The following is an 18,677-nucleotide window of genomic DNA, read 5'->3' as shown; positions in this document are numbered from 1 at the left end:
CCCCGATGTCACGAGGCCGCGGCGGCGAGCGCCGGGCGTTCGCTGGCCAAAGCCGTTCCGATCTCGGATTGGATGAACTGCGCCGCGAACGCCTCGCGTTCGCGCGCCGCGCGTTCGCTGCGGTCCGTTACCGAGAACAGCCAGACGAACAGGAAGGCGAGCGGCATCGAGACCAGCGCAGGATTGTCGTACGGGAACAGCGCGGTCGGAAAACCGAAGACGGCGACCCAGACCGTCTTGCTGAGCACGACCAGCACGACCGATGCTACCAACCCGGCGAGGCCGCCGGCGACGGCACCGCGCGTGGTGGTGCCCCGCCAGAACATCGCCATCACAAGCACCGGAAAATTGCAGCTCGCGGCCACCGACAACGCGAGTCCTGCCATGAACGCCACGTTCTGGTTCTCGAAGGCATAGGCCAGCAGAACCGCAACGACGCCGATGGCGACAGCCGATATCTTCGAGACCAACAGCTCGCGCGCTTCCGATGCTTTGCCGCCGGCTAGCACCTGGCCGTAGATGTCATGGCTGACGGCGGACGCGCCGGCGAGCGTTAGGCCGGCGACGACGGCAAGAATGGTCGCAAATGCCACTGCCGAGATGAACCCGAGCAGCAGCGGGCCGCCCATAGCATGGGCAAGATGGATCGACGCCATGTTCGGCCCGCCGACCAGGTCGGCAATCTTGTTGAACTGCCCGGACGCCGCGACATTGAAGTAGCTTGGATCGGTCATCAGGATCGCCGCAGCGGCAAAGCCCAGAACCGGAATGATCCAGCAGAAATACGCCACGCAGGCGGTCGCATAGAACACCGATTTGCGGGCGGCCGCGGCATCCTTCACCGTGAAGAACCGCATCAGGATATGCGGCAGGCCGGCCGTGCCGAACACCAAAGCGAGGCCAAGCGAGATGGCGGACACCGGCTCGGCAAACAGCCCGCCTGGGACGAGAATGGCGGCCCCCTTGGGATGGACGCGGCTTGCGGCCGAAAGCAGCCGCCCGAGACTGAAGTCGAAATGCCACAGCGCCGCCAGCGCGAGCAGCGTTCCGCCGCACAGCAGCAGCACGGCCTTGGTGATCTGCACCCAGGTGGTCGCCTGCATGCCGCCGACGATCACATAGAGGATCATCAGCACGCCGACGCCGAGCACGGCGAAGATGTAGTTGATGCCGAACAGGAGCTGGATCACCTTGCCGGCGCCGATCAACTGCGCGATCAGGTAGAACAGGACGACGACGAGACTTCCGGTCGCGGCGACCAGCCGCACCGGCGTCCGCTGCAGGCGGAACGCGGCGGCATCCGCAAACGTGTAGCTGCCCAGATTGCGCATCCGCTCCGACATCAGGAACAGCACGATCGGCCATCCCGTGAGAAACCCGAGTGCGTAAATGAAGCCGTCGAACCCATTGGCATAGACCAGCGCGGATATGCCGAGGAAGGCCGCCGCCGACAGGAAATCGCCGGCGGTCGCCAGCCCGTTCTGCACCGGCGTGATCGCGTGTCCGGCGGTGTAGAAGCCGGCCTTCGATCCGGTGCTGCCGGCCGATCGCCAGGTGATGACGAGCGTGACGGCGACGATCATGAGGAACATTGCGACCGCGATCCAGTCGGGCCCGCGCGCCCCTGCAGTGGACACTCCCTGGGCCGCCGCGGCATACGGAAACGCCACGCACAGCGCGATCAACAGCGATCTGGCGATCATCGGCCGAGCTCCCGCTTGACGCTGCGCGCGAGTTCGTCGAAGCGCGCGTTTGATCGCTGAACATAGAAGCCCGTGAAGGCGATGATCGCCGCGACCATGAGAAGCGCGAGCGCGAAGCCGAGCGGCATCGCGCTGCCGGCAAAACTCGCGCCGAGCGCGGCTTTCGCGGTCGAGATCAGGGCGATGAAGCCGAAGAACATGAGCAGCGTCAGAATGGACAGACCCCATCGCAGCCGCGCGCGTCCCGAGACGAGCTCCCTGAACGCGGCATCGGCAAGGATTTCTCGCGTGCGGTCCGGCGACAGTTGCAGCATCCGATTCCTCCCTCGGAGACATTTTCAGATCGCCGTGCCCATCCGCGCGCGTTACGCCGCTTGGATTCAAGGGCTCGGGGTGTCTCCGCTCCAGGGTCGGAGCATTAGAATCCGGACCCCATCCGGCAAGGTGATATCATGCCAAACTCCGGGTGATTTCATGCCATGCCGGGTGCGCCGCTATCGTTGCCCGATCGCCTGTCTCGAACGCAGAAATCAGCTATGAGACCGCGGATCCCTCAGATGGAGGGTCATAAACGCCGCCAACGCAAGCGACAGCACGATGCCACTCACGCAAGCCGTCCATCCGAAGCGATCAAACAGTTGACCGAGCACAGCGGTACCGACCAGACCGCCGAAAAAATAGCATGCCAGATAAGTCCCGCTCGCCACGCCTCGATTCTGCTGCGCGGCACGACCGACAAATCCGGTCGCAGCCGCCTGCGCAAAGAACGTCCCCACACCGACCACGACCAGTCCGGTCAGCACAGCGGCGAGATGAGAGGTCAGCAACAACGGCATTCCCAGCCCGGCCAATGCCAGCGCCCCCCAGATCGCCTGACGCGTGCCGAAGCGCGTGACGGCCTGACCAGCCAGCAGGGTCGTCACTACCGATGGAAGAAAGACGAAGTAGACGAAGCCAAGATCCATCATGCCCAATGACAGAGGCGCGCGTACCAGCACGAAGTTGACGAAAGTGAACGTGCCGATAAAGGCGAACAGGATGCAGAAGCCGACTGCAAATGCGGCCCGCAATGCCGGATTGCGCCAATGCGCGATCGTCGCCTGCAACGGCGATTGTGTCGTCGGCATCGGATGCATCGGCTGGGCACGCTTGATCGTGACAAAGACCAGGGCCGCGCCGGCGAGATTGAGCATCGCGAAGAAGTAGAAATTCGACGCCAGACCGAACGTGTCGGCGACTGCCGCCGACACCAGGCGGCCGATCAGATTGCTGACGACATTGCCGGCGATGTAGGCTGCGAAGGCGTTGCCGGCATCTATCGCGCCGCATTGCTCGCCGAGATAGGCGAGCGTGAGTGCAAAGGCGGACGCCATGCACAGGCCCTGCATCACGCGCAGGAACGTGAAGGTGGTGAGATCAGGCGCCACCGCGAGCAGGCTGGTCGGAATGGCGAGCAGCAGCAGGCTGACCAGAATGCCTAGACGGCGCTCGATATGCGGGCTGAGGAAGCCGACGACCAGCCCCGCGACCGCCATGCCCAAGGTGCTGGCATTGACTGCAAAGCCCATCGCCGCCGGCGTGACGTTATAGTGCCGGGTCAGCGAAGGCAGGATCGCCTGTGTCGCAAACAGGTCCACAACCGTCAGGAAGGCGGTCAGGCCGATGACCAACGAACGCAACGTGGCGCCGGGCGAATACCCCACCATCGCGTGCGCCTTGAATGAGGGTGATATCTCTGTCATGGCCCGCTCCACAATAAGGGGGATGTGACGCCCGGCACGTGTGGGGCAGCACGAGACTCCAGGGCGTCACATCCGGCAACGAAGCGCAGGGCTACGCTCGTTGATCTCGTTCACATGTTGTGGTCGTGCGGGTCCTTGCGGACGTCGCCGACATAGAGGATCACGGTTTCCTTGCCGAGGTTCTTCCACCAGTGCGAGGTGCCGAACACTTCGGGGCGGATGTCTCCGGCCTTGTGCACGATCGGCTCGGCGCAGTTGCTGGCGTATTCGACGATCTCGCCCTGCTGGACAAAGATCAGCGCCGGACGATCGTCATGGCTGTGCCAGGGCACGATGCCGCCGGGCTCGATGGTCAGCTTGCGGAAGCGCAACTCGCGATCCTTGAGGTGGGCGGGCTGCTTTTCGAGGTCGATCGAACCGAGCGTGACGTCGGTGACGCCGACCGGCTTGTAATCGACTTTCTCGCGGACATCCGCCTTCATCTTGCCTGCCGGACATTCGCCGGCAGACGCCGCGGTCGCGGCCGCCAGCGAGCCTGCAATGGCGACGGCAAGGGCGATGCCTTGGCGTAGCGAACGTGAATGCGTGGGCTTTAACATGGTGGTCTCCTCTGGTTCTGCCGTGGCCTTCGGGTGTGGCTGGCGATGACGGCACCATGATCGAAATCGCGCGTGGCTTGAAATGCCTACTCGCTCTGGACTCGATAGCGCCGCGCTATCCGCGACCGAGCATGTTCTTGATGTCGGAGGTGAAGGTCGGATAGGCGTAAACCTGCTCGCGGATCTGCCGCGCGGTGATACCGAATCGCATCGCCAGCCCGAACAGATTGATCAGCTCCTGGCCGGCATGGCCGACGAAATGCGCGCCGATGATGCGATCGCTGGTCCTTTCGACTATGATCTTCGACCACGCAATCGTCTCGGCATAGGTCCGCGCCGAGAACCAGTCGTGCATGTCGTTGACGTGGACGTCGACGGCAAGGCCGTTCCTTCTGGCGACGGCCTCGGCCAGCCCGACCGAAGCGAGCGCGGGCACGGTATAGACCGAAGTGGCCATGCTGGCGTAGTCCGGGCTGTGCACCGGCCCATCCACGATGTTGCGGCCGACGATATCGCCTTCATAGGTTGCGATCGGGGACAGCTGCGGCGAGATCGGCACCGCATCACCACAGACATGGACCAACGCATTTGAGGTCGAACGCAAATAGTTGTCGATATTGATCCGGCCGTTGTCGTGGGCAACTTGGCCCGCCGGAAGGTCCACCCCGTCGACATTGGCGATGCGTCCGGCGCCGTTGACGACGCGGTCGGCGAGGACAGTTTGTTCGACGCCGTCATGAACGAAGACGACACGCAGCGGTCCGTCGGCCTGTTCCACCCGTTTGACGCTGACGCCGGTCTTGATGCGGATACCGATCCGCTCGCTGTCGGCGCGCAATTGTGCGACAGCGTCGCTGTCCTGCGACGGCAGCAGCTGCGGAAGGGCCTCCAGGATCGTGACCTCGGCACCAGCGCGCGCATAGACATGGCCGAACTCCAGCGATATCACGCCGCCGCCAACGAAAACCACGGAGCCGGGCAGCGTTCGCTCACTCAACATGTCGTCAGAGGTGATCATGTGTGCCGAGCCGGGAATCGGGAGCGGCCGCGGCTTCGATCCGGTGGCAATCACGATGTGTTTGGCTTCGAGCAGGCGTCCGCCGACGCGGATCGCGTTCGGGCCGGCGAAGGCACCGTATCCCCTGATAACCTCGACATTGCGATGGGCTATCGACCGCGCAAGATTTGCCGGAATGTCCTTGATCAGGTCCTTTTCGCGGTCGATTAGCGCGGCCCAGTCGAGTTTGGGTTTATCGACGGTGATGCCGTGCACCGAGGCGCGCTCAATCTCATGCAGGGCATGGCCGGCCGCGACCAGCACCTTTTTCGGCGTGCAGCCACGGTTGGGGCAGGTGCCGCCAAGCAAATCTCCTTCAATCATCGCGACCGACATGCCGGCGCGGCGCACCGGTCCGGTGACGCCAATCCCGGCATTGCCACCGCCGAGGATCACGACATCGAATTGTTCCATCCTCATATCCTCCAACAACAGGCACAGGGCCGCATCTGTGACGCGGCCCGCTGATTCTACGGTCCAGGCTCCGCGCGCGTTACTTGGCGGCGATCGTCGCGGTGATTGATTGCACCACCGCCGTCGCCATTCTGAGCTGGGCGTCGCGGTCATGAATGTTGTGCCGGCGGCCGATCCATTGGAAATCGGTCCAGACGGCCCAGACATCGCCATTCTGGTCCTGCGTCACCAGCAGCCGCACCGGCCAGTCGAGCCCGGCATTCGGGTTCGACGTGATGAATTGAGTCCCGAGCGGCGGGTTGCCGAACACGAGCAAGGTGGACGGCCGCAGCTTGATGCCGGCGTCGGCGGCAAGCTTCGACTGATCGATTTCGGAGAAGAACTTGATGCCTTTGATGGCGATGTCGCCCTTGATGCGGGCGATCGCCTCGGCCATCGGCACCGCGCTCTTGACGCGAACCACGCCGTCGTCGCTGTCGGCGCGGGCTGAAGGAGGGATCGAGAGGGCGAGAGCGATCAGTAGCGGCGCGCAGAGGGTTGCAAACCGGCGGAGGACGAGACGGGGCATAGCATTTCTCCTGTGCTTGGCGTCGTGCACAGGATGGAGGTCCGGACCGCATCACGGAAATGCGAACCTGCTCTCGTCTCGATAGCCAGGCGCTATCGGCGCGCGATGCATGGCGGCTATCGAACCGATTGGGCATCGGCATTTCATTGCGAGGACAGGCTGCTCCTTGATAAAGCCGCGCCCGATTGGCGGGCGTCCTCAAGGAGCCCCCATGACCAACCATCCCAAGATCCTGATCACCGCCGCGGCGCTTGCTGTCGTCGCTACTTCGGCTCTCGCGCAGGCCGCGTGGGAGCTCAAATCCGGCATGGCCTACATGTATGTCGGCCCCGGGAAGATGTCGGCTATGGCAATGGCCGCGACCGAGAAGAACCACGAAACGATGATGAAGCACGCCACAAAGGTGCCGAACAACACCGTCTTCTTCATGGACAACGGCCAGCTCTATTCGGCGTCGGGCCGGCTCGATCCGACCGGCAATTTCTATATCAATTGATCGTAGCTGTAGCGGGGCCGCCCCTTGCGGGCGGCCATCGCCGGAAAATAAGATCACCTTCAACTCGTCCGCCGGAGCCAGACATGACGCAGCTCTCGCCTGCCAGCGCCGAACGTCTCAGGCAGGCCTTCCTGCACTGCCGTGATATGGAGGGCTCGCTGCGCGAGCGGCTCGAAGCCTATGCAGCAGCCGGCCGCGACATCTTCCCGGCCTATAGCGATGCGGTCGACCGCTTGGTCGAACGGCTGAAACAGAATGGCGGCGGCAACAATGCGCCGCGGCCGGGCGATATGATGCCGCCCTTCATGCTGCCCGACGAACGTGGCCAGCTCGTCACGCTGCCGGCACTGCTGCGGCAGGGGCCGGTGATCGCCATGTTCTTCCGCGGGCACTGGTGCCCATACTGCCGGATCAATGTCGGGTCCGTCGTCAAGGCGCTAGCGGATATCACGGCGCTTGGCGGGCAGGTTGTAGGCATCATGCCGGAGACGCAGAAATATGCCTCGCAATTCAAGGCCGAGGCGGACGCGCCGTTTCCGATCCTGACCGATCTCGACAACGGCTATGCGCTGTCGCTCAACCTCGCGATCTGGCTCGGCGCGGAGATCCAGGATCTGCTGTCATATCTCGATTTGTCCGGTTTCCACGGCAATGACGGTTGGGTGCTGCCGATCCCCGCGACCTTCGTGATCGGCCGCGACGGACTGGTGAAGGCCCGCTTCGTCGACCCCGACTTCCGCAAGCGGATGGAGATCGACGATCTCATCAAAGCGGTGGAAGACGCCGGCCGCTGAACGGCGGTTACTCAAGGCGCGCCTTCAGGCGCCGTTGGCCAGATATTGCTGCCAGTCCGTGCCGCGCAGCATCCGCATCACGGCGGATGCAACCGCCGTGCGTTCGCGGCCGGCGACCCCATAGAGATGCACGGTCCGCCGCGAATCCAGCCCATCGACCGTCGCACGCTTCAGCGTTTCCGGGATCGTCGCGGTGTGCGGCATCACGGAGATGCCGATGTCGGCCTCGACCAGTTCAATCAGATCGCGTTCGGAGGAGATCTGGTGGCTGCCGTCGACCGCCACGCCATGCTCGCGCAACGCGTTGCCGACGCGATCGGCGTGCTCGCAATAGCTACGCGACAGCAGCTGCTGACCTTGCAGATCGTCGAAGCCGATGCGATCCCGGGCGGCCAGCGGGTGCATCCTGCTCATCACCAGGCAGAAGTGCTCCGTGAATAGCGGCCAGGTGTCGAGCCGATCCCAATCGCTGCCGAGCTCAGCGGCGATGCCGAGCTCAGCCTCGCCCTTCTTCAGATATTCGGCGACCTCTGCGCTGCTGCCACGGAGAAAGCGGAATTCCAGCCGGTTGAACTGCCGCTTGATCTGGTCGAGATAGGGGATCAGCAGCGACAGATCCACTGAATGGGTCAGCGCGATCCGCAGCGCACCGATCTCGCCGCTCTTGAAGGACGAGGCCAGCATGCGCGCGCCGGAGGCGGCATCGTAGCACTGCTGCAGCAGCGGCAGCATGCGCTGGCCGAGCTCGGTCAGTTGTGCGGCCGGGCGCTCGCGGCGAAACAGGTCGCCGCCGAGCTCGGCCTCGAGCTGCTTGATCGCGCGCGTCAGTGACGGTTGCGTCACGTTGCACTCGTCGGCGGCGCGCGTGAAGTTCAACAACCGCGCGACGGCGAGGAAATACCTGACCTGATGCATTTCCATGACGCTGCTGCCCTGCATGCTCTCATGCGCCAAACTAGCCCAAACCCCGGCGGATTGACACCCAGACGTCGATAGCGGCGGCCTATCGTTATGGAAGCGAACGGGCATTTCAGTTGGGTTCGCGCAAGGCGCACGGTGCGGTAGTCGTCAGGAACCGAAGGATACGCCATGAACATACAGTTGAAGCCCCAGGATGCCGCCGCCAGACCGCTTGCCGGCAAGGTCGCCCTGGTTACGGGATCGACCAGCGGGATCGGGCTTGGCATCGCACGAACTCTGGCCCAGGCGGGCTCAACGCTGGTTTTGAACGGGCTAGGGATCGCCAGCGAGATCGCCAAGACCAGGGACCAGCTGGCGGATCAGTTCGGCGTCGCCGTGAGCTATTCGTCAGCCGACATGACCAATGCCATGGCGATTGCCGAGATGATCGCGATGACGATCGCGACCCATGGCCGGCTCGATGTGCTGGTCAACAATGCCGGCATCCAGCATGTCGCGCCACTCGAGCAGTTTCCGGTCGAGAAGCGGGAGATGATCCTCTCCATCGACCTGTCCTCGGCGTTTCACACCACGCGGCTGGCGCTGCCGGTGATGCGGCAGAACAAGTTCGGCCGGATCGTCAACATCGCCTCAGCGCATGGGCTGGTCGGTTCGCCTTACAAATCGGCTTATGTCGCGGCCAAGCACGGCCTGGTTGGCCTCACGAAGGTAACAGCTCTGGAAACCGCCGAGGACGGCATCACTTGCAACGCAATCTGCCCCGGCTACGTCTACACGCCGCTGGTCGAGGCACAGATCGACAGCCAGGCCAAGGCACACGGCATCTCGCGCGACAAGGTCATCCGGGACGTGCTGCTGGCGCAGCAGCCGAACAAGCATTTCGCCGGCGTCGATGAGCTTGGCGCGCTGACGGTGTTTCTCGCCAGCGACGCTGCGGCCTCCATCACCGGCGTTGCGCTGCCGGTCGATGGCGGCTGGACCGCGCACTGAAACGTGAAGGTAACAGGGACCATTGGTCAGCGAATACCGCATCAGGGATGAACAGCAGGGAGCTTGATATGACCCGCCAGAACAATTGTTCGTCGAAGACGCAGGCTTCCGATCCAGGGCAAGTCGTCCTGGTGCTGCAAGGCGGCGGTGCGCTCGGCTCCTACCAGGCCGGCGTCTACCAGGCGCTGCACGAGGCCGGAATCGAGCCGGACTGGATCATCGGCACCTCGATTGGCGCAATCAATGCCAGCCTCATCGCCGGCAATGCGCCAGAGAGGCGGGTGTCGCGGCTGCGCGAGTTCTGGAAGAAGATGGAGCAGAGCCCGGTCTGGAGCTTTCGCGATGTCTTTCCAGGCTTCAACGAGAAGCTGTCGTACTGGTCAACGGTGACCAACGGCATTCCCGGCTTCTTCCGGCCGAACGCGCTTGCGCATGCCGGTGACAGCTATCCGCTCGGCGCCGACAATGCCGGCTATTATTCGACAGCCCCGCTGGAGAAGACGCTCACCGAGCTCGTCGATTTCGACCTCGTCAACCAATGCCGACCAAGGCTCACAGTCGGCGCGGCGCATGTTCGCACCAGCGAGATGCACTATTTTGACAGCCGCGACGTCAGGCTTGGCCTCAGGCACGTCATGGCCTCCGGCGCGCTGCCACCAGCATTCCCCGCCATCCGCATCGATGGCGAGCTCTATTGGGACGGTGGCATTCTGTCCAACACCCCGACGGAAGCGGTGTTCGACGACAATCCGCGCCGGAATTCGCTGATCTTTGCCGTGCACCTCTGGAATCCATCCGGCGCCGAGCCGACCACAATGGCGGAGGTGTTGAACCGGCACAAGGACGTGCAATATTCCAGCCGGATTGCCAGCCACATCGCGCGCCAGCAGCAGGCGCATCGTCTGCGCCATGTCATCAATCAGCTCGCCGAACGCCTACCGGAGGCCGAACGCAACAGCGCGGCCGTCCGCGAACTCGCAAGCTATGGCTGCCCAACACGCATGCACGTCGTTCGCCTGCTGGCGCCGCAGCTCGACCGCGAGACCCACACCAAGGATATCGACTTCAGTCCGTCGGGCATCATGCAACGCTGGGACGCTGGCTATGCGCACACCGAGGCGGTGCTGCAACGCCGGCCCTGGATCGGCGAATTCGACCCGCTGTCTGGCGTCATTCTCCACGAGGAGCCCCGGGAGGCGCTCCTCGCGGCCGAGTAGACACGGGCTGCGGCCGGCTTTTGCTTCGGATCGGCATACGTCGACACAGCCGCTTCGCCTTTGGCATCGGGCGCAGGATGCCATCGTTGGACGAAGCAGTTCTTGTAATTTGATTCGAAAAGCGAGCCCGCGATTCCCCACCGAACCAGTTCTCGCTACGCCTGCTCCATCGCCGTTTCCCGGTGTTGAACGCCACCGCTATGCTGGTTCGTCGAGGACCATGCAAGGACCGCCCTCAAAAGCACCGGACGGTGTTCGCCTGCCTGTCGTTTATCCGGGAGCCAAAGCTCCTGGCGGCGACGCACCCGCGACTGTTCAATGAGGACGTCGCGAGGCATCTGGAATAATTGGTCGATCCGGGCCCGCGGACGGCAGACGTATCGCTACTCGAAGTCCTCCGAGTGGTGACCGGTCCAGAGTCAGGGATCCGGCATACAACTCGGCAAGCTCGCGCGTGATCGACAGACCGAAGCCGAATCCTGGAGAGCTCTCGTCGAGCCGTTGGCCGGCTTGCACCGCTTGCGACATCTGCTCCGGCGAAAGTCCCGGTCCATCATCGTCGACGACGATGATGACGCTTCGCATCTCCTCGAGAGATCCGACAGCGATCTTGCTGCGGCACCAGGAAAACGCGTTCTCCAGCACGTTTCCCAATATTTCGTCCACATCTTGCGGTTCGCAGGCCACGGCGAGGCTCGCCGGCATGTCATTGACAAAATCGATTGCCTTGTCAGCGTTTACTTTGCCGAGAACGAGAGCAAGATCCGTGACGCGTGACGCGATCACCGTTCTGGCCCGAACCGGACCGCCGATTGCGGCCGACCGGGCGCGCCCCAGATGATGCCGGATGCGTCGGTCCATCAGCACGACGAGGCCGTGAAGATCGTCTGAACCCGACGGCTGCTTTTGCAGCGCGATCGCCAGTGTGGCGAGCGGCGTCTTCAGTCCGTGTGCCAAGTTCGAGACGTGTTTGCGCGCCCGCTCAAGATTGGTGGTATTCTGGATCAGCAGCGCATTGAGCTCGGTCGCCAACGGCTGCACTTCGTCCGGCTGAGCATCGGGCACTGTGTCGCGACGGCCCGATCTCACATCGGCGATCGCCAGACGAAGCCGTTCCAGCGGTCGCAATCCCAGACGAACCTGGATCAGCATCGCGCAGATCAGTGCGACGCCGAGCACCCCGAGCGACAGGCCCAATGTGCGCATCGCCTCCCACAGCGGTCCGCGCACCGCGTCTCTGGGCGCAGAGGCCACGATCGTGACGGGGGTGCCGGCCACCGCCACGTTCAAGATGCGGAAGTGAAGCATGCGGTCGTATGGACCCTTGCCGTCGGCAGGCAGCGGGCGTTCTCGCGCCGGCGGATCGTCGCCGGCCGGAGGACGCGGCGGCGGGGGCGGCAACGGTCTATTGCGGAGGTCGGGCGCAGCAAGATCCGCCCCATCGAGCGACCGCGACCGCAAGACATTCTTTGGTCCGGACAGTTGCCAGTACCAGCCGTGCCGGCGTCGATCGAACGGCGGCCCATCGGCGGATCCCGCGAGACGCATGTAGCCGGCGCCGTCCACTTCAAGCATGGACGCGAGGAAGAGGATTTGGGCGTCGAGCCTTTGATCGATTTGGCCCTGCACGAACCGATGCAGCACGAATGATATCAGAATCGCGGCAACGATCAGGGCCGCGGTGATGAACACGCCGGCCCCGATCATGAGACGCCGGCCGAGCGATGCGTTCCGGCTCATCATCGGGATCCGGAATTGAGCTTGTAGCCGCGGCCCCTTTCGGTCTCGATCAGTGCCTTCCCGACCTTGCGCCTGAGCCGCGCGACGATCACCTCGATCGAATTCGAATCCGTACCGACGTCGCCTTCATAAACCTTTTCCGCCAGGAGGCCGCGCTCGACCACGGTGTCTTTGCGCAGGATCAGGCATTCAAGAATGCGCCATTCCAGCGCGGTCAGCTTCAACGGCAGTCCGTCCAGCTCGAACACGCCCGTCTGGGTTTCGAAGCTGAGCGGCCCGCAGCAAATGCGCGGTGCGGCGTGCCCGGAGGCGCGACGGACCAGTGCGCGCAGCCGCATCACCAATTCCTCGATCCGGAACGGCTTGGTGAGATAGTCGTCAGCGCCCGCCTTGAAGCCGTCCACCTTGTCGGTCCAGCCGTCGCGTGCGGTCAGGATCAACACTGGCAAATGCCGGCCGTTCTTGCGCCAGCCGCGCAGCACCTCGACCCCGGGCACCTTGGGCAGCCCGAGATCGAGCACCGCGGCATCGTAGGATTCCGTTTCGCCGAGGTGCTGCCCGTCCTCACCATTGACGGCGATGTCGACCGCAAAATTCTCCTCGCGCAGGGCGCGGGCGATCTCGTGCGCCAGCAGGCGATCGTCTTCGACCAGAAGGATTTTCATTCGGTTCACACCTCGGACCGGAACTAGGCGCCCAAGCTTAACCCAACCTGAACGGAACGGTTCAGGCTGGATTGGGGACGGCACCCTAGGCTCCAGGCATCGCAATCGATGAAAGGAGCCTCCAATGACCGAAAGCGATGCACAGAGTGACCCCACCCCGTCGCCGCCCGAACGCCGGCAGGTCCGGCATCGCGGCCTGCTGGCCGGAGCCGCACTTGCCGTGCTTCTCGCAGGTGCGGCTGCCGGTGCCGGCGGCGTTCGCGTCGCCCAGAATTGGCAGCCGCGCAGCGTCTTGCTGCTGCAGCCGACTGCGATAGACAGGCTGCAACCCGGCGGCCCATCCGCCGTGCGCGGCAACGTCGCCGAAATCTTCGGCCACATGTTCGTTGTCGAGGACGGCAGCGGCCGCGCTCTGATCGATCTCGGACCGCGCGGCGAGAACGCCGACATCGTCAAAGGCGAGGCGGTGACAGTCCAGGGCATGTTCGATCAGGGCATCTTCCGCGCTCAGATCGTCTCTCATGCCGACGGCCGAACCGAGGCGTTCGGTCCTCCGCCGCATCCACCTCGCGGAGCGCCGCCACCGCCGCGGGCCGACGGGCCGCCTCCTCCGCCGCCCCCGCGGGCTGACGTTCCTCCGCCGCCACCGCCGCGGGCCGATGCCCCGCCACCGCCGCCTCCGGGGCCCAAGACGCTTTGAGAAAAAGACACTCCAGGAAACAGGGCGCCGGGGAAAAGGGCGCTTTGACAATGACAAGTGGATAACAATCAGGAGATCAGGATGTCAGAAGACAAGATCAAGCTATCCGGAAAGATCGTGTACGTGTTCGCGCACCGCTTTGTGGTTCAGACCTCGAGCGGCGCCGTACTTGCCGATCTCACGCCGCACGGCGCGGATCGCGTCAAGCTCCGGATCGGCGCCGACGTCGTGCTGGAAGGCGAACAGAAGCCCTCCGAGCTCAAGGTGACGCGGTTCGCGTGCGACGGCGAGACTGTGACGATCCCGCACAAGAAGAAGCCCGATCACGGCCACCACGAGCCCGCCGACGTCGCTACGGCCGTCGAGGCCGCGCGCGCTGCCGGGTTCGAGCCGCTGGGCACGCCCCGCCGCAAGCCCAAGCATTTCGAACTCGACGGCCGGCGCAACGGCGAGACTTACGAACTCCACGTCGAATTGGGCGGACGAATCCGGAAAGCCAAGCTTGTCGGCGCGGGACACGACACCGCTTAGCGCTTGGGACGACTGACGTCCGCTCTGACCAAGTCGCGCAACGTCGAAGCGAGCCCGAGCCGGAACTCACCGGCTCGGGGGTTCGTTGAGGGCCTCATCGCGCGGGCGCGATTGTTCAATCAAGCTTGGGGATGCAACGTCTCGATGCGATCCATGAAATTTCGACGCGACTGGTACAGGCCGGCATTTTCCTTAGTTCGAGCATTTGAAGAGCAACGCCGATGACCACACTCAGTGCAAATCGAGATGGCGTGCTTCGTCCGCTGCTCGCGTTGAACTTCTTCATGGCAGACATGCAGGCCGGCATCGGCCCGTTCCTCGGCGTGTTCCTGCTCGCGCACGGCTGGCAGAGCGGCTGGATCGGAACGGTGATGACGGCGGGCGGCGTCGCCGGCATGCTGATGACGACGCCCGCTGGCGCGCTGATCGACGCCACCCGCAGCAAGAAGCTCTTCGTCATCATCCCCGGTATCTGCACCGTCATCGCGTCCGGCATCGTGCTGCTGTCGCAGGAGTTCTGGCTGGTGGCTGCCTCTCAGGTCGCGACCGCGATCGCGGGTGCTTCGATCGGGCCGGCGGTCGCGGGCATCACGCTCGGCATCGTGCGCCAGGCCGGTTTCAACCAGCAGAACGGCCGCAACCAGGCCTTCAATCATGCCGGCAACATGGTGGGCGCCGGCTTGTCCGGATTCGTCGGGTGGGTCTACGGATTCACCGCGGTATTCTGGCTTGCTGCGCTATTCGGCGTCCTCTCAATCGTCTCCGTGCTGATGATCCCGAGCGCATCGATCGACGACGACGCAGCCCGCGGGCTGGAACGCAAGGGCAATAATGACGGGCCGGCAAACGGGCTGCGGGTGCTGGCCGAGTCGAAGCCGTTGCTGATCCTTGCCGCGGCGCTGCTCTTCTTCCACCTCGGCAATGCGGCCATGCTTCCGCTTTACGGTTTGGCCGTCGTCGCAGACAAGCAGGCCGATCCGGCGAGCTTCGTCGCCATGACCATCGTCATCGCCCAGGGCACCATGATCCTGACCTCGCTGGCCGCTATGCGAATGGCCGAAAAGGAAGGTTACTGGCTGGTCCTATTGGCATCGTTCATGGCCTTGCCGATCCGGGGTATCATCGCGGCATGGCTCTTGAACAAATGGGGGGTTTATCCGGTGCAAATCCTCGACGGTGTTGGAGCAGGCTTGCAGAGCGTCGCGGTGCCGGGACTCGTCGCACGGATCCTCGATGGCACCGGGCGGATCAATGCTGGCCAGGGCGCGGTGATGACAGTGCAGGGCATCGGCGCCTCGCTCAGTCCCGCGATCGGCGGCTGGATCGCGCAGGAGCTCGGATACGGAGCGATGTTTCTCATTCTCGGCGGCTTCGCCACGGTCTCGGTCGCGCTGTGGAGCGTCTTCGCTCCGTTGGTGAAGCCTGCTTGTGCAATGAAAGCGCGGCCGCTAACAGACAAGACTGTCTCAAGCATTGCGAGTGTCGCCTGATGTTCGGGAGCAACGCAGCGACCTGGGGTATCGCGGGTCTCGCAACTCTGGGCGTCATAGCGCGTCCGTGGAATCTTCCGGAATACATCTGGGCCGTGACCGGCGCAGTCTTGCTGATCGCATTCGATCTGTTGCCGTGGTGGGATGCAGCCGCGGCCGCAGCGAAAGGCACCGATGTCTATTTTTTTCTGATCGGCATGATGCTGCTGGCCGAGGTCGCGCGAAAGGAGGGTCTGTTCGACTGGCTGGCCGAACAGGCTGTCGGGCATGCGCGCAACTCGGCAACCCGGTTGTTTTCGATCGTGTATGCGGTCGGTACCCTGGTCACCATCTTCCTGTCGAACGACGCCACCGCGGTCGTGCTGACACCCGCCGTCTACGCTGCGACCCGTACCGCGAAGGTCGAGCCGCTGCCTTATCTGTTCGTCTGCGCATTCATCGCCAACGCAGCCAGCTTCGTGCTGCCGATCTCGAACCCGGCGAACCTCGTGGTGTTCGGCGCACACATGCCGACGCTGCTGGAATGGCTACACTACTTCCTGCTGCCTTCGATCGTGGCGATCGCTGCGACCTTCATCGTGCTCCGGTTCAGCCTGCGCAAGAGCTTGTCGGGCGGCGTCGACGAGCGTGACGGAGAGCCGGTTATTTTGACGAGGAGCGCTGCGATCGTTGCCGCCGGCATCGGCGCGACTGCGGTGGTGCTGCTCGCCGCGTCTGCCTTCGATCGCGATCTTGGAATCCCGACCTTTGCTTGCGGCGCGGCAGTGACCGGGATGGTCCTTCTGCTCGGCCGCAAATCGCCGCTATCGATCGCTCGCGACATCTCATGGTCGGTCCTTCCTCTCGTCGCCGGGCTGTTCATCCTGGTCGAGGGCCTCAATCGTACCGGCGTGCTGCCGACACTCGCCGAGGAACTCAAGCAGATGGCCGCGCTGTCGCCGCACGCAACCGCGTGGGGTGCCGGCATCATCACGGCGATCGCCTCGAACCTCATCAACAATCTTCCAATGGGCCTAATCGCGTCGACCACGACGCATGCCGCGCAGGTGTCGCATCACATCACCGGCGCAGTTCTGATCGGCGTCGATCTCGGACCCAACCTGTCGGTCACCGGCTCGCTCGCAACGATCCTGTGGCTGATCGCGCTGCGGCGTGAGGGCGTGCACGTTGGTGCACTCCACTTTCTGCGGCTCGGTATCCTGGTCATGCCTCCCGCACTGGCGCTGTCGCTAATCGCACTCTCGCTGACCGCGAGTTAAGTGCGTTCAGCCGTTGCTACTAAGGCTAGCCCGCCAAGATTGGCATAGAACCTAAGCCGCCAATTGGCACCCCTGCCCGATCAGCCGTTGGTCGCCGCTCGAAGTTCTCTATAGGAAGCGCGGCAGGGCGGCCTTTCGCGAATCGCGATCCAACGGGTAGGCAGTCTGCTTGAACTCGATGCCATCAAGGAGGCCTTGAATGTAGCCCGAGATGGTGTCCGCAGCCGGAGGCTCCCCTTCTTTCGGGGAGCCACTTCTCGGAGCCACGACGTCCAAAGCAGCGCCGTCGAGCGCAGGAAATCGCGGAAATCGTAGTTTGGCGTACAAAATCGTACGATTTGGTTGCGGGGACCTGCAACCATCTCAAATTACTCGTTGAAACAATAGCTTGAGGGGCGCTCGGTCCGCCGGAAGGGACAGAACGGAAGCTCGACTTGGCGGAGAGAGTGTCAGTCAATCCCCATTGAAAGATAAGGAGAATTTTGCCTCCCAAAGCTGGAACCTACTATTCGAGGCACGTCAAATAACGCTTGTACTTTCGCGTACCGCGCTAATTCAATTCAACGCTTCGGCTTTGGGCCGCGGGCTCATCGAGAGGATGGCTCGGTTCGCGCGGAGGGTATTTCCGCCGCTGTCGTTGGCTTGTTCCGCTCCAGCAGCGCGCGGGTTGCAGCCGCTACATCGCACTGACGCATCAGGCTCTCGCCGACAAGAAAAGTCGACATGCCGACCCGCTCAAGCCTGGCCAAATCGTCCGACGTGAAAATGCCGCTCTCCCCGACCATCAGCCGCTCCTCCGGGATCAGCGGCGCCAGCGCCTCACTTGTCGCGAGCGTCGTCTCGAACGTACGTAGATTGCGGTTGTTGACGCCGATCATGGGCGAGCGGAGTTTCAGCGCGCGGTCGAGTTCGAACCGGTCGTGGATCTCGATCAAGACATCCATCTGCAGCGAGATCGCCGCGTCCTCGATATCTCGGGCGGCCGCATCGTCGAGCGCGGCCATAATGATCAGGATGCAGTCGGCGCAGTGAGCGCGGGCTTCGACAACCTGATAGGTGTCGAACATGAAGTCCTTGCGCAGCACTGGTAGATTGGTTACGGCGCGCGCCGCGACCATGAAGTCGAGATGCCCTTGGAACGACGGCGTATCGGTCAGCACCGAAAGGCACGCCGCGCCTCCGGCCTCATAGGCTTTTGCCAAGGCGGGCGGATCGAAGTCGGCGCGGATGAGGCCCTTCTATGGCGAAGCCTTCTTGATCTCGGCAATCAGCGCATAGTCGCCGGCGCCATGCTTTTCCTTGATCGCACGGAAGAAGCCGCGCGGTGGCGACGCCGCTTTGGCGCAAGCCTCGATGCTCGCGAGAGGACGAGCACGTTTGGAGGCAGCAATCTCCTCGCGCTTATAGCTTTCGATTTTCTTCAAGATGTCCGGCATCATCGACCCGTTCGTGGATTCACTTGTCGCTCAACAGCCTGCATCACATAATCGGAACGATACAAATCAACAAACTTCGACACTTACTCACTTCCTCTTCATCGACGACCCGCGCCGATACGCACACGCGAGCGCGTCCATGACCCGTTTTCGCATGCTCGGCATCCTATCACGTGACCAAGGTTTCCCAGCGCTGATTTCACCTGCACTGCCATGATTCACGAACGGCGCACGGTGCCACCGCGGCAGTATTCCCCGCTGTCATGGAAACCATACATGACAGCTATTAGAAGATTTCGTTCCGCGCTGCGATCAATGGGCGTCGCTATCGCGAGACCCCATCGAGTAGCGCTAG

17 protein-coding genes and 1 pseudogene are annotated in these 18,677 nt (G+C 63.3%); 7 read left to right on the top strand and 11 right to left on the bottom strand.

What is annotated here, in order from left to right; translation table 11 throughout:
- Positions 1–8 precede the first annotated feature (8 nt).
- The 6 genes from actP to IF803_RS31590 form a co-directional block, all read right to left on the bottom strand.
- Positions 9–1,703: a cation/acetate symporter ActP gene (actP, locus tag IF803_RS31615; protein WP_461194754.1), complete on the bottom strand. Its 1,695-nt coding sequence runs from the start codon at positions 1,701–1,703 to the stop codon at positions 9–11.
- The gene (locus tag IF803_RS31610; protein ID WP_051447956.1) at positions 1,700–2,017 is read right to left on the bottom strand and encodes a DUF485 domain-containing protein; all 318 of its coding nucleotides are present in this window, start codon (positions 2,015–2,017) and stop codon (positions 1,700–1,702) included. Before IF803_RS31610 ends, actP begins: the two co-directional genes overlap by 4 nt.
- A 216-nt stretch (positions 2,018–2,233) precedes the next feature.
- Positions 2,234–3,445: an MFS transporter gene (locus tag IF803_RS31605; protein ID WP_304500406.1), complete on the bottom strand. Its 1,212-nt coding sequence runs from the start codon at positions 3,443–3,445 to the stop codon at positions 2,234–2,236.
- 110 nt (positions 3,446–3,555) lie between these two features.
- Positions 3,556–4,044, bottom strand: a complete 489-nt coding sequence (locus tag IF803_RS31600; RefSeq protein WP_028341962.1) for a cupin domain-containing protein — start codon at positions 4,042–4,044, stop codon at positions 3,556–3,558.
- A 115-nt stretch (positions 4,045–4,159) separates the two neighbouring features.
- On the bottom strand, positions 4,160–5,515 hold the full coding sequence (locus tag IF803_RS31595) for a dihydrolipoyl dehydrogenase family protein (protein ID WP_461194753.1): 1,356 nt from the start codon (positions 5,513–5,515) through the stop codon (positions 4,160–4,162).
- Positions 5,516–5,594: 79 nt separating this feature from the next.
- On the bottom strand, positions 5,595–6,083 hold the full coding sequence (locus tag IF803_RS31590; protein WP_461194752.1) for a DUF302 domain-containing protein: 489 nt from the start codon (positions 6,081–6,083) through the stop codon (positions 5,595–5,597).
- 211 nt (positions 6,084–6,294) lie between these two features.
- Between IF803_RS31590 and IF803_RS31585 the strand changes: the two genes are divergently transcribed.
- Both IF803_RS31585 and IF803_RS31580 read left to right on the top strand, forming a co-directional pair.
- Positions 6,295–6,579, top strand: coding sequence for a hypothetical protein (locus IF803_RS31585; protein ID WP_461194750.1), 285 nt, complete (start codon positions 6,295–6,297; stop codon positions 6,577–6,579).
- Between the two features lie 83 nt (positions 6,580–6,662).
- Complete coding sequence (locus IF803_RS31580; protein ID WP_028341958.1) at positions 6,663–7,373, top strand: peroxiredoxin-like family protein; 711 nt, start codon at positions 6,663–6,665, stop codon at positions 7,371–7,373.
- Positions 7,374–7,397: 24 nt separating this feature from the next.
- Here IF803_RS31580 and IF803_RS31575 read toward each other — a convergent pair whose 3' ends face one another.
- A complete protein-coding gene (locus IF803_RS31575) occupies positions 7,398–8,294 on the bottom strand; it encodes a LysR family transcriptional regulator (protein ID WP_028341957.1) in 897 nt (298 codons plus the stop codon).
- Between the two features lie 168 nt (positions 8,295–8,462).
- Between IF803_RS31575 and IF803_RS31570 the strand changes: the two genes are divergently transcribed.
- Positions 8,463–9,284, top strand: coding sequence for a 3-hydroxybutyrate dehydrogenase (locus tag IF803_RS31570; protein WP_461194747.1), 822 nt, complete (start codon positions 8,463–8,465; stop codon positions 9,282–9,284).
- A gap of 68 nt (positions 9,285–9,352) precedes the next feature.
- Positions 9,353–10,501, top strand: a complete 1,149-nt coding sequence (locus IF803_RS31565; protein WP_461194745.1) for a patatin-like phospholipase family protein — start codon at positions 9,353–9,355, stop codon at positions 10,499–10,501.
- Between the two features lie 315 nt (positions 10,502–10,816).
- Here IF803_RS31565 and IF803_RS31560 read toward each other — a convergent pair whose 3' ends face one another.
- From IF803_RS31560 to IF803_RS31550, 3 genes are all read right to left on the bottom strand, one after another.
- Entirely contained in the window at positions 10,817–12,244 is a 1,428-nt protein-coding gene (locus tag IF803_RS31560) for a sensor histidine kinase (RefSeq protein ID WP_461194744.1), read from the bottom strand.
- Complete coding sequence (locus IF803_RS31555) at positions 12,241–12,906, bottom strand: response regulator transcription factor (RefSeq protein WP_304497290.1); 666 nt, start codon at positions 12,904–12,906, stop codon at positions 12,241–12,243. The genes IF803_RS31560 and IF803_RS31555 overlap by 4 nt, the downstream gene beginning before the upstream one ends.
- A gap of 85 nt (positions 12,907–12,991) precedes the next feature.
- Positions 12,992–13,429 (bottom strand): hypothetical protein, encoded by a 438-nt coding sequence (locus IF803_RS31550; RefSeq protein WP_035631964.1) that lies wholly within the window; start codon positions 13,427–13,429, stop codon positions 12,992–12,994.
- Between the two features lie 258 nt (positions 13,430–13,687).
- Between IF803_RS31550 and IF803_RS31545 the strand changes: the two genes are divergently transcribed.
- The 3 genes from IF803_RS31545 (at position 13,688) to IF803_RS31535 (ending at position 16,886) form a co-directional block, all read left to right on the top strand.
- Complete coding sequence (locus IF803_RS31545; RefSeq protein WP_461194743.1) at positions 13,688–14,137, top strand: hypothetical protein; 450 nt, start codon at positions 13,688–13,690, stop codon at positions 14,135–14,137.
- A gap of 221 nt (positions 14,138–14,358) precedes the next feature.
- Positions 14,359–15,627, top strand: coding sequence for an MFS transporter (locus IF803_RS31540; protein WP_051447955.1), 1,269 nt, complete (start codon positions 14,359–14,361; stop codon positions 15,625–15,627).
- On the top strand, positions 15,627–16,886 hold the full coding sequence (locus tag IF803_RS31535; protein WP_461194742.1) for an arsenic transporter: 1,260 nt from the start codon (positions 15,627–15,629) through the stop codon (positions 16,884–16,886). Before IF803_RS31540 ends, IF803_RS31535 begins: the two co-directional genes overlap by 1 nt.
- 587 nt (positions 16,887–17,473) lie before the next feature.
- Here the strand turns inward: IF803_RS31535 and trpC are convergent.
- A pseudogene (gene trpC / locus IF803_RS31530) lies at positions 17,474–18,322 on the bottom strand (indole-3-glycerol phosphate synthase TrpC).
- Positions 18,323–18,677: the final 355 nt, after the last annotated feature.

The sequence above is a fragment of the Bradyrhizobium sp. UFLA06-06 genome (assembly GCF_054820065.1).
This window is presented reverse-complemented; position numbering and strand designations above follow the sequence as displayed.

What these genes read in the sequence shown, in the direction of transcription:
- IF803_RS31570 (WP_461194747.1), top strand. Translation starts at nt 8,463, where the DNA reads ATGAACATACAGTTGAAGCCCCAGGATGCCGCCGCCAGACCGCTTGCC.
- IF803_RS31550 (WP_035631964.1), bottom strand. Translation starts at nt 13,429, where the DNA reads ATGAGAGACGATCTGAGCGCGGAAGATGCCCTGATCGAACATGCCCTG.
- IF803_RS31555 (WP_304497290.1), bottom strand. Translation starts at nt 12,906, where the DNA reads ATGAAAATCCTTCTGGTCGAAGACGATCGCCTGCTGGCGCACGAGATC.
- IF803_RS31565 (WP_461194745.1), top strand. Translation starts at nt 9,353, where the DNA reads ATGACCCGCCAGAACAATTGTTCGTCGAAGACGCAGGCTTCCGATCCA.
- IF803_RS31605 (WP_304500406.1), bottom strand. Translation starts at nt 3,445, where the DNA reads ATGACAGAGATATCACCCTCATTCAAGGCGCACGCGATGGTGGGGTAT.
- IF803_RS31610 (WP_051447956.1), bottom strand. Translation starts at nt 2,017, where the DNA reads ATGCTGCAACTGTCGCCGGACCGCACGCGAGAAATCCTTGCCGATGCC.
- IF803_RS31575 (WP_028341957.1), bottom strand. Translation starts at nt 8,294, where the DNA reads ATGGAAATGCATCAGGTCAGGTATTTCCTCGCCGTCGCGCGGTTGTTG.
- IF803_RS31580 (WP_028341958.1), top strand. Translation starts at nt 6,663, where the DNA reads ATGACGCAGCTCTCGCCTGCCAGCGCCGAACGTCTCAGGCAGGCCTTC.
- IF803_RS31540 (WP_051447955.1), top strand. Translation starts at nt 14,359, where the DNA reads ATGACCACACTCAGTGCAAATCGAGATGGCGTGCTTCGTCCGCTGCTC.
- actP (WP_461194754.1), bottom strand. Translation starts at nt 1,703, where the DNA reads ATGATCGCCAGATCGCTGTTGATCGCGCTGTGCGTGGCGTTTCCGTAT.
- IF803_RS31590 (WP_461194752.1), bottom strand. Translation starts at nt 6,083, where the DNA reads ATGCCCCGTCTCGTCCTCCGCCGGTTTGCAACCCTCTGCGCGCCGCTA.
- IF803_RS31600 (WP_028341962.1), bottom strand. Translation starts at nt 4,044, where the DNA reads ATGTTAAAGCCCACGCATTCACGTTCGCTACGCCAAGGCATCGCCCTT.
- IF803_RS31535 (WP_461194742.1), top strand. Translation starts at nt 15,627, where the DNA reads ATGTTCGGGAGCAACGCAGCGACCTGGGGTATCGCGGGTCTCGCAACT.
- IF803_RS31560 (WP_461194744.1), bottom strand. Translation starts at nt 12,244, where the DNA reads ATGATGAGCCGGAACGCATCGCTCGGCCGGCGTCTCATGATCGGGGCC.
- IF803_RS31585 (WP_461194750.1), top strand. Translation starts at nt 6,295, where the DNA reads ATGACCAACCATCCCAAGATCCTGATCACCGCCGCGGCGCTTGCTGTC.
- IF803_RS31545 (WP_461194743.1), top strand. Translation starts at nt 13,688, where the DNA reads ATGTCAGAAGACAAGATCAAGCTATCCGGAAAGATCGTGTACGTGTTC.
- IF803_RS31595 (WP_461194753.1), bottom strand. Translation starts at nt 5,515, where the DNA reads ATGGAACAATTCGATGTCGTGATCCTCGGCGGTGGCAATGCCGGGATT.